The organism is Streptomyces sp. URMC 127 (genome assembly GCF_051386535.1).
In the GTDB taxonomy this organism is placed as follows: domain Bacteria; phylum Actinomycetota; class Actinomycetes; order Streptomycetales; family Streptomycetaceae; genus Streptomyces.
The window spans coordinates 1-14,834 of sequence record NZ_JBPQTW010000180.1; the positions used below are offsets into that span (position 1 = coordinate 1).

The 14,834-nt window shown below is 71.2% G+C and carries 13 protein-coding genes; 3 read left to right on the top strand and 10 right to left on the bottom strand.

The window, feature by feature from the left end; translation table 11 throughout:
* From ruvX to rpsD, 5 genes are all read right to left on the bottom strand, one after another.
* The coding region (gene ruvX, locus ACSNOH_RS26965) for a Holliday junction resolvase RuvX (protein WP_436724023.1) at positions 1–382 on the bottom strand (382 nt) is incomplete at its 3' end.
* A 3-nt stretch (positions 383–385) separates the two neighbouring features.
* Complete coding sequence (gene alaS / locus ACSNOH_RS26970) at positions 386–3,055, bottom strand: alanine--tRNA ligase (RefSeq protein ID WP_436724024.1); 2,670 nt, start codon at positions 3,053–3,055, stop codon at positions 386–388.
* The gene (locus ACSNOH_RS26975) at positions 3,055–3,384 is read right to left on the bottom strand and encodes a DUF6167 family protein (RefSeq protein ID WP_436724025.1); all 330 of its coding nucleotides are present in this window, start codon (positions 3,382–3,384) and stop codon (positions 3,055–3,057) included. The genes alaS and ACSNOH_RS26975 overlap by 1 nt, the downstream gene beginning before the upstream one ends.
* Before the next feature lie 7 nt (positions 3,385–3,391).
* Positions 3,392–3,835, bottom strand: coding sequence for a DUF948 domain-containing protein (locus tag ACSNOH_RS26980; protein ID WP_436724026.1), 444 nt, complete (start codon positions 3,833–3,835; stop codon positions 3,392–3,394).
* Positions 3,836–4,078: 243 nt separating this feature from the next.
* Positions 4,079–4,693, bottom strand: coding sequence for a 30S ribosomal protein S4 (gene rpsD / locus ACSNOH_RS26985; protein WP_058045279.1), 615 nt, complete (start codon positions 4,691–4,693; stop codon positions 4,079–4,081).
* A 188-nt stretch (positions 4,694–4,881) separates the two neighbouring features.
* Between rpsD and ACSNOH_RS26990 the strand changes: the two genes are divergently transcribed.
* Positions 4,882–5,595, top strand: a complete 714-nt coding sequence (locus ACSNOH_RS26990) for a DUF2470 domain-containing protein (protein WP_436724027.1) — start codon at positions 4,882–4,884, stop codon at positions 5,593–5,595.
* Positions 5,596–5,762: 167 nt separating this feature from the next.
* Here the strand turns inward: ACSNOH_RS26990 and ACSNOH_RS26995 are convergent, their stop codons facing one another.
* The 4 genes from ACSNOH_RS26995 to ACSNOH_RS27010 form a co-directional block, all read right to left on the bottom strand.
* Positions 5,763–7,130 carry a replication-associated recombination protein A gene (locus ACSNOH_RS26995; RefSeq protein WP_436724028.1) on the bottom strand — a complete coding sequence of 456 codons (1,368 nt, stop codon included), beginning with the start codon at positions 7,128–7,130 and terminating at the stop codon, positions 5,763–5,765.
* Positions 7,131–7,215: 85 nt separating this feature from the next.
* Positions 7,216–7,878 carry a vitamin K epoxide reductase family protein gene (locus tag ACSNOH_RS27000; RefSeq protein ID WP_436724029.1) on the bottom strand — a complete coding sequence of 221 codons (663 nt, stop codon included), beginning with the start codon at positions 7,876–7,878 and terminating at the stop codon, positions 7,216–7,218.
* Positions 7,879–7,937: 59 nt separating this feature from the next.
* Positions 7,938–9,200 carry a histidine--tRNA ligase gene (gene hisS, locus ACSNOH_RS27005; RefSeq protein WP_436724030.1) on the bottom strand — a complete coding sequence of 421 codons (1,263 nt, stop codon included), beginning with the start codon at positions 9,198–9,200 and terminating at the stop codon, positions 7,938–7,940.
* A 10-nt stretch (positions 9,201–9,210) separates the two neighbouring features.
* Positions 9,211–9,933, bottom strand: a complete 723-nt coding sequence (locus ACSNOH_RS27010; protein WP_436724031.1) for an MBL fold metallo-hydrolase — start codon at positions 9,931–9,933, stop codon at positions 9,211–9,213.
* A gap of 186 nt (positions 9,934–10,119) precedes the next feature.
* Here ACSNOH_RS27010 and ACSNOH_RS27015 point away from each other — a divergent pair, with 186 nt between their 5' ends.
* Together ACSNOH_RS27015 and ACSNOH_RS27020 are read left to right on the top strand one after the other, a co-directional pair.
* Positions 10,120–10,941, top strand: coding sequence for a peptidylprolyl isomerase (locus ACSNOH_RS27015; protein ID WP_436724032.1), 822 nt, complete (start codon positions 10,120–10,122; stop codon positions 10,939–10,941).
* Between the two features lie 265 nt (positions 10,942–11,206).
* Positions 11,207–12,436: a DUF349 domain-containing protein gene (locus ACSNOH_RS27020; protein WP_436724033.1), complete on the top strand. Its 1,230-nt coding sequence runs from the start codon at positions 11,207–11,209 to the stop codon at positions 12,434–12,436.
* 69 nt (positions 12,437–12,505) lie between these two features.
* Here the strand turns inward: ACSNOH_RS27020 and ACSNOH_RS27025 are convergent.
* Positions 12,506–14,834: RelA/SpoT family protein (locus ACSNOH_RS27025; protein WP_436724034.1), on the bottom strand; the 2,329-nt coding region annotated here is incomplete at its 5' end.

Below are 14,834 nucleotides of genomic sequence, written 5' to 3' on the forward strand. Positions count from 1 at the left end.
CGGCCGCCTGGTCCACCACGGACCGGCCCTTCTTGGAGCTGACGCCCGAGGCGCGCAGCCCCTGCGCCGCGGTGACCGTCGTCATGCGCTCGTCGACGAGGCGCACGGGGACGGGCGCCACGCGGCGGGCCATCTCCTTGGCGAAGGTGCGGACCTTGGCCGCGGCCGGCCCCTCCCCTCCTTTGAGGGACCGGGGCAGGCCGACGACGACCTCGATCGGCTCGTACTCCGCGACGATCTCCACGAGCCGCTTGTGGGCCTTGGGGATGTCACGGCCGGGCACGGTCTCCACCGGCGTGGCGAGGATCCCGTCGGGGTCGCACGAGGCGACCCCGATCCGGGCGTCCCCGACGTCGACGGAGATGCGTCTTCCTCGGCGCACGGGTCAGGCCGCCTCGGCCACGAGGCGCTCGACGGCGGCCATGGCCTCGTCGACGGCCTCGGGGTTCTGACCGCCGCCCTGGGCGACGTCCGGCTTGCCGCCACCGCCGCCGCCGAGGGTCTTGGCGGCCGTGCGGACCAGGTCGCCGGCCTTGAGGCCGAGCGCGCGGGCGGCCTCGTTGGTGGCGATGACCGTCAGCGGGCGGCCGTTCGCCACGGTGAACAGGGCCACGACGGCCGGGCGGCCGCCGGTGATCCGGCCGCGCACGTCGAGGACGAGCTTGCGCAGGTCGTCGGCGCCAGTGCCGTCCGGGACGCGGCCGGTGACCAGGGCCGTGCCGTGCACGTCCTTGGCGCCCTCGGCCAGGCCCGCGGCGGCCTGCAGGACCTTCTCGGCGCGGAAGCGCTCGATCTCCTTCTCGGCGTCCTTGAGCTTGGCGAGCATCCCGGAGATCTTCTCCGGCAGCTCCTCCGGGCGGCCCTTGACGAGCTCCTGGAGCTGGGCGACGACCGTGTGCTCCCTGGCGAGGAAGTTGTAGGCGTCGACGCCGACGAGGGCCTCGACACGGCGCACGCCGGAGCCGATGGACGACTCGCCCAGCAGCTTCACCAGACCCAGCTGGGCGGTGTTGCCGACGTGCGTGCCGCCGCACAGCTCCTTGGAGAAGTCGCCGATGGTCACGACGCGGACGCGCTCGCCGTACTTCTCGCCGAACTCGGCGATGGCGCCGGACTTCTTGGCCTCGTCCAGGCTCATGATCTCGGCCTGCACCTCGAGCTCCCGGGAGAGGACCTCGTTGATGCGCTGCTCGACGTCGGTCAGCACGCTGCCGGGGACGGCGGTCGGCGAGCCGAAGTCGAAGCGGAAGCGGCCCGGGGAGTTCTCCGAGCCGGCCTGGGCGGCCGTCGGGCCGAGCGCGTCGCGCAGGGCCTGGTGGGTGAGGTGGGTGGCCGAGTGGGCGCGGGCGATGGCGCGGCGCCGCTTGACGTCGATCGAGGCGTAGGCGGAGGCACCGACGGTGACCTCGCCGACCTGGACGACGCCCTTGTGGACGTGCACGCCCGGCACGGGCTTCTGCACGTCGCGGACCTCGATCACGGCCCCCGTGTCGAGCTTGATGCGGCCGGTGTCGGCGAGCTGGCCGCCGCCCTCGGCGTAGAAGGGGGTGCGGTCCAGGACGACCTCGACCTCGTCGCCCTCGGTGGCGGCCGGCGAGGGCAGGCCGTCGACGAGGAGACCCACGATCGTGGACTCGTGCTCGGTGAGCGTGTAGCCGGTGAAGTCGGTGGCGCCGGAGGCGTCGGCGACCTCGCGGTACGCGGACAGGTCGGCGTGGCCGGTCTTCTTGGCCTTGGCGTCGGCCTTGGCGCGCTCCCGCTGCTCCTTCATCAGGCGGCGGAAGCCGTCCTCGTCCACGGAGAGGCCCTGCTCGGCGGCCATCTCCAGGGTGAGGTCGATCGGGAAGCCCCAGGTGTCGTGGAGCAGGAACGCCTTGTCGCCGGCCAGGACGCTGCCGCCGGCGGCCTTGGTCTCCGTGACGGCGGTGTCGAGGATGTTGGTGCCGGCCTTGAGCGTCTTGAGGAAGGCGGCCTCCTCGGCGAGGGCGACCGTCTCGATGCGCTTGCGGTCGGTCTCCAGCTCGGGGTACTGCTGCCCCATCGTCTTGATGACGACGTCGAGCAGATCGGCCACCACGGGACCGGTGGCACCCATCAGGCGCATGTTGCGGATGGCGCGGCGCATGATGCGGCGCAGGACGTAGCCGCGGCCCTCGTTGCCGGGGGTGACGCCGTCGCCGATGAGCATGGTGGAGGTGCGCATGTGGTCGGCGACCACGCGCAGCGAGACGTCCGTGTCGTGGGCGGCGCCGTAGCGGACGCCCGTGAGCTCCGTGGCCTTGTCCATCACGACGCGCAGGGTGTCGGTCTCGTACATGTTCTGCACGCCCTGCAGGATCATGGCGAGGCGCTCGAGGCCGAGACCGGTGTCGATGTTCTTCGACGGCAGCTCCCCGAGGATCGGGAAGTCCTCCTTGCCGTCGCCGGCACCGCGCTCGTACTGCATGAAGACCAGGTTCCAGATCTCCACGTAGCGCTCGTCGTTGACGGCCGGGCCGCCCTCGGGGCCGAACTCGGGGCCGCGGTCGTAGTTGATCTCGGAGCAGGGGCCGCACGGGCCGGGAACGCCCATGGACCAGTAGTTGTCCTTCTTGCCCAGCCGCTGGATCCGCTCGGCGGGCACGCCGACGACGTCGCGCCAGATGCGCTCGGCCTCGTCGTCCTCCAGGTAGACGGTGATCCAGAGCTTCTCGGGCTCCAGGCCGTAGCCGCCGTCCGCCACGGGAGTCGTCAGCAGCTCCCAGGCGAGCTTGATGGCGCCTTCCTTGAAGTAGTCGCCGAAGGAGAAGTTGCCGCACATCTGGAAGAACGTGCCGTGCCGGGTGGTCTTGCCGACCTCCTCGATGTCCGGCGTGCGGACGCACTTCTGCACGCTGGTGGCGCGCGGGAAGGGCGGCTTGACCTCGCCGAGGAAGTACGGCTTGAAGGGGACCATGCCCGCGGGGACCAGGAGCAGGGTCGGGTCGTCCGCGATGAGCGACGCCGACGGCACGACGGTGTGCCCACGCTCCTCGAAGAAGCGCAGCCAGCGCCTGCGGATTTCAGCCGACTCCATCAGTGGTCCTCTTTCCGGGTGAGCGAGTGGTAGGTGTGGTGCTGGTCGAGGGCAACGAGGTGGCGCTGACCGGGGAGCGCGCGGTGCTCGGGGGCGGGCGGCGCGGCCGCGAGGCCGAGCGCGTCCTTGAGCGCCGCTTCCCGGTGCGCCATCCCGTCACGGACGTCCAGCGCGAAGAGCTTGACCCTGCGCCCGGCGATGACCGCACGGTCCGCGGCCTGCAGGGCCAGGCTCTCCGGGGTGAGCTTGGCGAGCTTCCGGTTGACCTTGGTAGTGGCCCAGACACCGGCTGCTACACCGGTCGTGAACCAGAAGGTGCGGCGGAACATTCCTGGGTCAACCCTTCCCACGGGTGCGGCGGCGGCCGGCGCGGGGGGACGGCAGCGGGCTGCCGGCCGCCCTGCCGACGAAGACGGTGCTCTTCGGCTCGGGAGCGGCCTTGCGGCCCATGGCCCGCCGGACGCCGTAGCCGAAGGCGGCGACCTTGACCAGCGGGCCGCCGAAGGCGGAGGAGACGGTCGAGGAGAGCGCCGAGGCGTTCGCCGTGACCTCCTGGACGTCCGCGGCGATCGAGTCGACGCGGGCGAGCTGGGTGTGCGCGGAACGGACGGTCGCCGAGGCGTCGGCGAGGAGCGGCACGGCCTGCTCGGTGACGTCGGCGACCAGCTTGGTGGCCGCCTTGAGCGTCTGCGCGAGCCGCACCAGCACCAGGGCGATGAAGGACACCAGAATGGCCCAGAAGACGGCCACGAGGATCCCGGCCACCTCTCCACCGGACACGCTGCACCGCTCCCTAGCTGTTGTCTTGTGCTGTCGTTGCCGAGGTTTCTCGGGTTCCGACCTTATCGCGCCGGGCCTCCGCGCCCGTACCGCATTACCGGTCCGTACGGCACGGATGTGCGAGCGCCGGCCGTCCCGAAACGCGCCAGCCCGCCGGCCCGCGGCCACGAGGGCCGCGGAACGACGGGCTGGGCGGAAGGAGAGTCCTGCTCCCCCGGCTTCCGCCGGGGGACACACCCGGTCTTAGCGGGCGTAGTACTCGACGACGAGCTGCTCGTCGCAGATGACCGGAACTTCCTTGCGGTTGGGCAGGCGGTCCAGGCGGAAGGCCAGGGCGCCCAGGTTGACCTGCAGGTAGCGCGGGGTCTCACCCTCGGCGGCGAAGCCACCGGCGCGGGCGGTCTCGAACAGCGGCTTGCTGCGGCTGCGCTCGCGGACCATCACGACGTCGTTCGGGGCGACGCGGAAGGACGGCTTGTCGACCTTGCCGCCGTTGACCTCGATGTGGCCGTGGACGACCATCTGGCGGGCCTGGTAGATGGTGCGGGCGATGCCCGAACGCAGGACGAGGGCGTCGAGGCGGCGCTCGAGCTCGACCACCAGGGCCTCGCCGGTCTTGCCCTCGGCCTTGCGGGCGCGGTCGTAGGCGCGGACCATCTGGCGCTCGCTGATGTCGTACTGGGCGCGCAGACGCTGCTTCTCGAGCAGACGGACCTTGTAGTCGCTGTTCTGCTTGCGGCCACGGCCGTGCTCACCCGGCGGGTAGGGGCGGGCCTCGAAGTACTTGACGGCCTTCGGGGTCAGCGCAATGCCGAGCGCACGAGACTTCTTGACCTTGGGACGCGACTGGTTAGGCACGTTCTCCAGACCTCCGGAATAGGTTAGGTTAGGCTTACCTTACTCAAGGAGATCGCATGTCTCGCCCGGGGAACACCAGTCACATCACGGACAGCACGCAGAAGACCGGCGCTCTCGATGGCGCCGACGTGACGGAGGTCCGATCAGATCGTGGTCAGCCGCGTCCCAGCGGACTTGAAATCGCGCGGATGCCGTCAGCAGCCGAGCGCACACGAACTCTCGTACAGAGTACATGCTCCGCGGTGCTGCTCGTTCCCGGGGCCGCCGCCACCCGCCCCGACCAGCTGATGCCCGAGGCGCGCAGCGTGGGCCCGGACGGCGAGGTCTTCCTCGTCTTCCCCGCCGACAGCCCCGTCGTGCGCGCCGCGACCCACGCGCAGGACGACGAGCTGCCGGCCGTCCTGGAGCTCACCGACGTGGCGCCCGTCTCCGTGCCGAGCCGCATCCGCGGCCGGGCCTGGATCTCCGGGTGGGTCACCTGTGTGCCCGGGGTGACCGAGCCCGGCCGCATGATGGTGCGCCTGGAGCCCGGCGAGGCGAGCGTGGACGACCTGTGGGGCACGGAGGACGTCGAGCCCGAGGACTTCGCCCGGGCCCAGCCGGACCCGCTCGTCGCCCATGAGGCCGACCTCCTGCAGCACCTGCACTCGGGCCACGGCGACCAGGTGCTCGGGCTGTACTCCCTCCTCGGCGAGCGGGCCGAGGAGGCGCGCCGCGCGGGCGACCGGGCGGTGCCGCTGGCGCTGGACCGCTTCGGGCTGCGGGTGCGGTTCACCCGGGCGGGCCGCGGGGCGCCGGCGGACCGGTCCTTCGACGCGCGCTTCGAGTTCCCGGAGCCGGTCCGTGACGTGGTCGGCTTGCGCCGGGCGATGCACCGGTTGTTCGAGGCCGCGGCCGATTAGGGCCGGCGCCCGCTTCACTACCGGGCTGAGCACGGTTCGGCACCGCCGGACACCATCACGGGGGGTTACGCGCCGTCGCGGCGGATCCAAGGGCGCTGGGCACGTCCCTTGAATCCGCCGCGACGGCGAGACGCCGTACGGACCTGACCGGCGGTGCCCGGATCCGATCAGCCCTCTTGCTCCGCCCGCTCGCCGCGCAAGCGCGACCGCACCCGGTCCACCACATCCGCGTAGCGCGCCTCCGCGCCGTAGCGCGTCGGCGAGTAATACCGCTTGCTCCGGACCGCGTCCGGCGCGTACTGCTGTGTCGCAATGCCGCCGGGCACATCGTGCGGATACACATACCCCTGCGCGTGACCCAGCTTCTCCGCGCCCTTGTAATGGCCGTCCCGCAGGTGCGGCGGCACCGGGCCGGCGAGGCCCGCCCGGACGTCCGCGAGGGCGGCGTCGATCGCCAGATAGGCCGCGTTGGACTTCGGGGCCAGCGCCAGCGCGATCGCCACCTGGCTCAGCGTGATCCGCGCCTCGGGGAAGCCGATCAGCGCGACGGCCTGCGCACCGGCGACCGCCGTTTGCAGGGCCGTCGGATCGGCCAGGCCGATGTCCTCGCTCGCCGAGATCATCAGTCGCCGGGCGATGAACCGCGGGTCCTCGCCCGCCTCGATCATGCGGGCCAGATAGTGCAGCGTGGCATCCACGTCGGAGCCGCGGATCGACTTGATCAGGGCGCTCGCGACGTCGTAGTGCTGGTCGCCGTCGCGGTCGTACTTCACCGCAGCCCGGTCGACCGACTCCTCCAGCGTCTCCAGGGTGATCTCGGACTCGCCCTTGGCGATGGCCGAGCCCGCACCGGCCTCCAGTGCGGTCAGGGCGCGCCGGGCGTCGCCGCCGGCGATCCGCAGCAGGTGCGCCTCGGCGTCCTCGGGCAGGGTCACGGCGCCGCCGAGGCCGCGCTCGTCGGTGAGGGCGCGGTGCAGCAGGCCCCTCAGGTCCTCGTCGGTGAGCGCCTGCAGGGTGAGCAGCAGGGAGCGGGACAGCAGCGGGGAAATGATCGAGAAGTACGGGTTCTCCGTGGTGGCCGCGATGAGCGTGACCCAGCGGTTCTCCACGGCGGGCAGGAGGGAGTCCTGCTGGGCCTTGCTGAAGCGGTGGATCTCGTCGAGGAAGAGGACGGTCTCCTTGCCGTAGCCCCCGGAGGCGCGGCGCGCGCCGTCGATGACGGCCCGCACCTCCTTGACGCCCGCGGTGATCGCGGAGAGCTCCACGAAGCGCTTGTTGGTGGCCTGGCTGACCACGTACGCGAGGGTCGTCTTGCCGATGCCGGGCGGGCCCCAGAGGATCACCGACGAGGGGCCGGCGGGGCCGCCGCTGCCCTCCCCCACCAGCCTTCGGAGGGGGCTGCCGGGCTTGAGCAGGTGCCCCTGGCCCACGACCTCGTCGAGGGTGCGGGGGCGCATGCGGACGGCCAGCGGACTGCTCGCGGGGTCCTTCTCCCGGCGGTCCTCTTCGGCGGCGGTGAACAGATCGGGCTCCACGTTCGAAACCCTATGCCACCCCACTGACAACGCCGCCGGACCGAGAGGTCCGGCGGCGTCGATCAAGCCATGCGTGCGGCGGCGGTCAGGCGGTGCCGCCCGTCCAGAAGTCCCACCAGCGGGTGAGGATCAGCATGCCGATGATGCCGATCCACAGCACCGGCACGACCCAGTGGAACTCCAGCAGGGCGCGGCGCACGCCGTCCGGCACCGGGATGAAGCGGTGCCGGACGTTCTGCACGGTCACGTAGCAGAACATGAAGATCGTGGCGACCCAGGCCAGGCAGCACCACAGGCACAGCGAGCCGATGACGTACAGCGACTGGTACTGCAGCCAGGTGCAGAAGCCGACGCCGAAGAGCGTGCCGGCCTCCATGCCCAGCCAGTACCAGCGGGGGAAGCGGGCGCCCGAGAGCAGCGCCAGGCCGATCGCGATGATCGCGCCGTAGCAGACGAGCCCCAGCATCGGGTTGGGGAACCCGAAGACGTGGGCCTGCTCGCTCTCCATGATGTTGCCGCAGGAGACGATCGGGTTGAGGCTGCACCCGGGGGTGAAGGTCTTCCCGACCGCCTTGGCCTCAAGGATCTTGTTCTTGTCGATCGTGATGACCCAGGCGGCGAGCAGCCCCAGCGCACCCGTGATGACGAGCAGCAGCGCGAACGCCCGGCTGCCGCCCGCGGCGCCCGTCGCGGGGCCGTCCCGCTCGTCGCCGTCGGTCTCGGAGCGGTCGAGTGCCGAAGTGGTCATAGCGCCGTTGATCCCATCAGTCGGTCCCTGGCGCCCATTCTGCACCACGGGACGAGCAATCAGCCCTGCTTGGCCAGGACTTCACCCACGACATCGGCGAGGGCGACGGCCTTCTGCTCGCCGCTCTCCAGGTCCTTGAGCTGCACGTTGCCCTCGGCCAGGTCGCGCTCGCCGGCGATCACGGCGAAGCGGGCGCCGGAGCGGTTGGCCGACTTCATCGCGTTCTTCAGGCCCTTGCCGCCGTACGCGAAGTCGGTGGCGACGCCCTGCCGGCGCAACTCGGTGACCAGGCCGAACAGGACCCGGCGGGCCTCCTCGCCGAGCGGGACGGCGTAGACCTCGGTGGGCGCGGGCAGGTCGAGCGCGATGCCCTCGGCCTCCAGGGCGAGCACCGTGCGGTCGACGCCGAGCGCCCAGCCGACGGACGGCAGCGCGGGGCCGCCGATCATCTCGGACAGGCCGTCGTAGCGGCCGCCGCCGCCGACCGCGGACTGCGAGCCCAGGCCGTCGTGGACGAACTCGAAGGTGGTGCGGGTGTAGTAGTCGAGGCCGCGGACGAGCTTGGGGTCGTCCTCGAACTCGACGCCCGCGGCGGTCAGCAGCTCGCGGACCTGCTCGTGGTAGGTCTTGCAGGCCTCGCACAGGTGGTCGCGGAAGAGCGGGGCGCCGGCGAGCTGCTTCTGGACCTCCTCGCGCTTGTCGTCCAGGACGCGCAGCGGGTTGATCTCGATGCGGCGGCGGGTGTCCTCGTCCAGCTCCAGGCCGCGCAGGAAGTCCTGCAGGGCGGCGCGGTAGACGGGGCGGCACTCCTTGTCACCGAGCGAGTTCAGCAGGAGGCGGAAGTTGCGCAGACCGAGCGACTTGTAGGCGTCGACGGCCAGGATGATCAGCTCGGCGTCGAGCGCCGGGTCCTCGGCGCCGATGGCCTCCGCGCCGACCTGCGAGAAGTGGCGGTAGCGGCCCTTCTGCGGGCGCTCGTAGCGGTAGTACGAGCCGGAGTACCAGAGCTTGACGGGCAGGTTGCCGTCCTTGTGGAGGTTGCCCTCCAGCGCGGCGCGCAGCACGGAGGCGGTGCCCTCGGGGCGCAGGGCGAGCTGGTCGCCGCCGCGCGTGGTGAGGGTGTACATCTCCTTGGTCACGATGTCGGTCGACTCGCCGACGCCGCGGGAGAAGAGCTCGACCTGCTCGAAGCCGGGGGTCTCGACGTAGCCGTAGCCGGCCCGCTTGAGCGGGGCGGCGATGGCCTCGCGGACCGCGAGGTAGACGGCGGAGGTGGGGGGCTTGAGGTCGTAGGTGCCCTTGGGGGCCTTGAACGTACTCACGGGAAAATCGTCACATTCCTCTTCGCGGAGCGGCGGTAGGGCCGCCTCCGGAGCCGCGCAGCGTGTCCGCCACTTCCCGCAGGTACGGGTTGGTGGCGCGCTCGCGGCCGATGCTGGTCTGGGGGCCGTGGCCGGAGAGGACCACGGTCGAGTCGTCCAGGGGCAGGCACACGCGTGCCAGCGACCGGAGCATCTCGGCGTGATCACCGCCCGGCAGGTCGGTGCGTCCGATGGAGCCGGCGAACAGCAGGTCGCCCGAGAAGAAGACCGAGGGGATCTCGGAGGTCTCGGGCAGCCGGAAGGTCACCGACCCCTTGGTATGGCCGGGCGCGTGCGCGACGGTGAACTCCAGCCCGGCGAGGTCGAGGCGGGAGCCGTCGGTCAGCTCCTTGACGTCGTCCGGCTCGCCGACGGTCAGCTCGCCCATGAGCTGCTGCCCGATGGAGCGGCCGAGGGCCTTCTCCGGGTCGCTCATCATGTAGCGGTCGGCGGGGTGGATCCAGGCCGGGACGTCGTGGGCGCCGCACACCGGGACGACCGAGGCGACGTGGTCGAGGTGGCCGTGGGTGAGGACGACGGCGACGGGCTTGAGCCGATGCTTCTTGAGCGCCTCCTCGACCCCGGGGGCCGCCTGGTGGCCCGGGTCGATGATCACGCACTCCTCGCCGGCGGCAGGGGCGACCAGATAGCAGTTGGTCCCCCAGGCCCCGGCGGGGAACCCGGCAATCAGCACATTCGTCCTTAAAGATCGACCAGCAGAAATTCATCAGCGGTGCGGCCGCGACGCCCCTCGGGGGTCACCGGCTGCGAACAAGAGCCTACCGGCGGCACCTGCGCGGCCGCGAACCCGTATACGGTACGGGCACACCAGCAACACAGGGCTCATGACATGGACAAGTCGGTATGAGGAGTAGACCCGGTGGTCAGTAACGAGCAGCGGCGGCGGCAGCTCGCCCGGGAGAAGTTCGAGCGGCAGCAGCAGCGCCGCGAGGAGGCCCGGCGCAAGGCCCGCCGGCGGAACGCGGTGATCGCCGCCGCCCTCGCGGTGGTGCTGGCCGCGGGCGTGACCGCGTACGCCACGGGCGCGCTGTCCGGCGACGGCAAGAAGGACACGACCGACGCCGCGGCCCCCGAGACCTCCAAGGCCCCGAGCAAGGGCCCCGACCCGTGCGCGAAGCCCGCCCCCGGCTCCCCCGCCACCAGGACGTGGAAGTCGGAGCCGGAGATGAGCATCGACAAGTCGGCGTCGTACGCCATGGACTTGAAGACGACCTGCGGCACGATCGACGTCAAGCTGGACGCGGCGAACGCCCCGCACACGGTCAACTCCTTCAACTTCCTGGCCGGCGAGGGCTACTTCGACCACACCAAGTGCCACCGCCTGACCACCGCCGGCATCTACGTCCTGCAGTGCGGCGACCCCAAGGGCATGGGCAACGGCGGCCCGGGTTACACCCTGCCCGACGAGAACCTCAAGGACTCGAAGCTGAAGGGGAACGTCTACCCCGCGGGCACGGTCGCGATGGCCAACACCGGCCAGCCGCACACCGGCGGCAGCCAGTTCTTCCTCGTCTACCAGGACAGCCCGCTGCCCCCGACGTACACGCCCTTCGGCACGATCGGCGCCGAGGGCATGAAGACGCTCAAGAAGATCGCTGACGCGGGTGAGGCGTCCGGCGCCGGCGACGGCGCCCCGAACGCGACCGTGGTCATCGACAAGGCGGCGGTCGCCAAGTCCTGACACCGGCCCCGGCCGTCCGATCAGGCTTCCGGCGCCCGGTCGTTGCCCGCTCAGCGAAATTTCGGTCGCGCGGGATACGGACAGCCAGGGCGCCGGTCGCCTATGTTGGCGTTGTGTAGGGTGCCTGATCCGGCGGCTGCCCGCACCCGAATGATCAAGAGATGATGAAGCCGTCGGACCGGCCAGGGCGCGGCCCTGCCCGGAACAACTGTGGACGATGCGCGAGGGCCGCACGCCGGCCCCGGCATCATGTGGAGGAGGCGCTGTGAGCAGCGACCCATGGGGCCGCGTCGACGAGACGGGGACCGTGTACGTGCGTACTGCCGACGGTGAGCAGGTCGTCGGATCGTGGCAGGCCGGGTCTCCCGAGGAGGCCCTTGCTTACTTCGAGCGCAAGTACGAGGGCCTGGTCGTCGAGATCGGCCTCCTCGAGAAGCGGGTCAAGACCACCGACCTGTCGGCCAAGGACGCGATGACCGCGATCGACCACCTGCGCACGCAGGTCGACGAGCACCACGCCGTCGGTGACCTCGACGCGCTGCGGGTCCGGCTCGACAAGCTCGTCGCGACGGTCGAGGCGCGCCGTGAGGAGCGCAAGGCGGCGAAGGCCAAGCAGACCGACGAGGCGCGCACGGCCAAGGAGGCGCTGGTCGCCGAGGCCGAGGAGCTGGCGGCGAGCGAGCAGTGGCGGGCCGCGGGCGAGCGGCTGCGCGCCCTGGTCGACACCTGGAAGGGCCTGCCCCGGCTGGACCGCAAGGCGGACGACGAGCTGTGGCACCGCTTCTCGCACGCCCGCTCGGCGTTCTCGAAGCGGCGCAAGGCGCACTTCGCGGCCCTCGACGCCCAGCGCGAGGAGGCCCGCAAGGCCAAGGAGAAGCTGGTCGCCGAGGCCGAGGCGCTGTCCGGCTCGACCGACTGGGGCCCGACGGCCGCGCGTTACCGCGAGCTGATGGCGGAGTGGAAGTCCGCCGGCCGTGCGCAGCGCGAGGCGGAGGACGAGCTGTGGAGCCGCTTCCGCGGCGCGCAGGACGTCTTCTTCCAGGCGCGCAGCGAGGTGTTCGCCGAGCGCGACGCCGAGCAGCAGGTCAACCTGACGCACAAGGAGGAGCTCGCGGCCGAGGCCGAGAAGCTGCTGCCCGTCACCGACCTGAAGGCCGCTCGCGCCGCCTTCCGCTCGATCAACGAGCGCTGGGAGGCCATCGGCCACGTCCCGCGCGACGCCCGCCCGAAGATCGAGGGCCGGATGCACGCGGTGGAGCGCGCCATCCAGGAGGCCGAGGAGGCCGAGTGGCGGCGCACGAACCCGGAGGCGCGAGCCCGTGCGGCGGGGCTGACCGGTCAGCTGCAGGCGGCCGTCGACAAGCTGCAGGAGCAGGTCGACAAGGCGCGTGCCGCGGGCAACGACGCCAAGGCGAACAAGCTCGCGCAGGAGCTGGAGGGCCGCAAGGCCCTGCTGGACCAGGCTCTGAAGGGCCTTGAGGAGTTCGGCGGCTGAGAACGGCCGCATGAGGCATGAGTAAGGGGCTCCGGCTATTGCCGGAGCCCCTTACTCATGCCTGGAGGCTTACGGTCTGCGGGCCGACGTCACGCGGTAGACGTCGTAGACGCCCTCCACGCCCCGTACGGCCTTGAGCACGTGCCCGAGGTGCTTCGGGTCGCCCATCTCGAAGGTGAAGCGGGACGTGGCCACCCGGTCGCGCGAGGTCTGCACGGCCGCCGAGAGGATGTTGACGTGCTGGTCGGACAGGACGCGCGTGACGTCCGACAGCAGCCGGGAGCGGTCCAGCGCCTCGACCTGGATCGCCACCAGGAAGACCGAGGACTGGGTGGGCGCCCACTCGACGTCGATGATCCGCTCGGGCTGCTGCGAGAGCGACTCGACGTTGACGCAGTCGGCGCGGTGCACCGAGATGCCGTTGCCGCGGGTGACGAAGCCGATGATGGGGTCGCCCGGCACCGGCGTACAGCAGCGGGCCAGCTTCACCCAGACGTCCTCGACGCCCTTGACGATCACGCCCGGGTCCGCGCTGGAGCGCCGCTTGGAGCGGCCGCGGATCGGCGCGGTCTCCTCGATGTCCTCGGTGGCCGCGTCCTCGCCGCCGAGGGCCTGGACCAGCTTCTGCACGACGCCCTGCGCCGCGACGTGGCCCTCGCCGATGGCGGCGTAGAGGGAGGAGATGTCGGGGTAGCGCATCTCGTGCGCGAGGGTGACCAGGGAGTCGCCGGTGAGGATGCGCTGGATCGGCAGGTTCTGCTTGCGCATGGCGCGCGCGATGGCGTCCTTGCCCTGCTCGATCGCCTCGTCGCGGCGCTCCTTGGAGAACCAGGCCCGGATCTTGTTGCGCGCGCGGGGCGACTTGACGAAGCCCAGCCAGTCGCGGGAGGGGCCGGCGCCGGGCGCCTTGGAGGTGAAGACCTCCACGAGATCGCCGTTGTCGAGCGTGGACTCCAGCGGCACGAGCCGGCCGTTGACCCTGGCCCCTATCGTGCGGTGGCCCACCTCGGTGTGGACGGCGTAGGCGAAGTCGACCGGGGTGGCCCCGGCCGGGAGCGCTATGACATCGCCCTTGGGGGTGAAGACGAAGACCTCGTTGCGGGAGAGGTCGAAGCGCAGGGACTCCAGGAACTCGCCCGGGTCCTCGGTCTCCTTCTGCCAGTCCAGCAGCTGCCGCAGCCAGGCCATGTCATTGACGGTGTCCTGGTTCTTGCCGGCGTTCTTGGGCACGTCGGTGCGGACCTTGGAGGCGCCGGCGACGGCCTCCTGCTTGTACTTCCAGTGCGCGGCGATGCCGTACTCGGCGCGGCGGTGCATGTCGAACGTGCGGATCTGCAGCTCGACGGGCTTGCCGCTGGGGCCTATGACCGTCGTGTGCAGCGACTGGTACATGTTGAACTTGGGCATCGCGATGTAGTCCTTGAACCGCCCCGGGACCGGATTCCACCGGGCGTGGACGGTGCCGAGCGCCGCGTAGCAGTCGCGGACGGTGTCGACGAGGACGCGGATGCCCACCAGGTCGTAGATCTCGGCGAAGTCCCGGCCGCGCACGATCATCTTCTGGTAGACGCTGTAGTAGTGCTTCGGGCGGCCGGTGACGGTGGCCTTGATGCGGGCGGCGCGCAGATCGGCCTGGACCTCGTCGGTGACGATCGCGAGGTACTCGTCGCGCTTGGGGGCCCGCTCGGCGACGAGCCGGACGATCTCGTCGTACATCTTGGGGTAGAGGATCGCGAAGGCGAGGTCCTCCAGCTCCCACTTGATGGTGTTCATGCCCAGCCGGTGCGCCAGCGGGGCGTAGATCTCCAGGGTCTCGCGGGCCTTCTTCTCCTGCTTCTCCCGCTTGAGGTAGCGCATGGTGCGCATGTTGTGCAGGCGGTCGGCGAGCTTGATGACCAGGACGCGCGGGTCCTTGGCCATGGCGACGACCATCTTGCGGACGGTCTCGGCCTGCGCGGCCTCGCCGAACTGGACGCGGTCGAGCTTGGTGACGCCGTCCACCAGCAGGGCGACCTGGTCGCCGAAGTCACGGCGCAGGTCGTCCAGGCCGTACTCGGTGTCCTCGACGGTGTCGTGCAGCAGGCCGGCCATCAGCGTGGCCGGATCCATGCCGAGCTCGGCGAGGATCGTGGTGACGGCGAGGGGGTGGGTGATGTACGGGTCGCCGCTCTTGCGCTTCTGGCCGCGGTGCCAGCGCTCGGCGACCTGGTAGGCGCGCTCGATCTGGCGGAGCGTGGTCGCGTCGGCCTTGGGGTCGTTCCCGCGGACGATGCGCAGGAGCGGCTCCAGCACGGGGTTGTACGGGCTGGAGCGCTGGACGCCGAGGCGGGCGAGGCGGGCCCGGACGCGGCTGGAGGAGCCGGGGCGGGGAGCGCTCGGCGGGGGCGCGGGCCGGGCG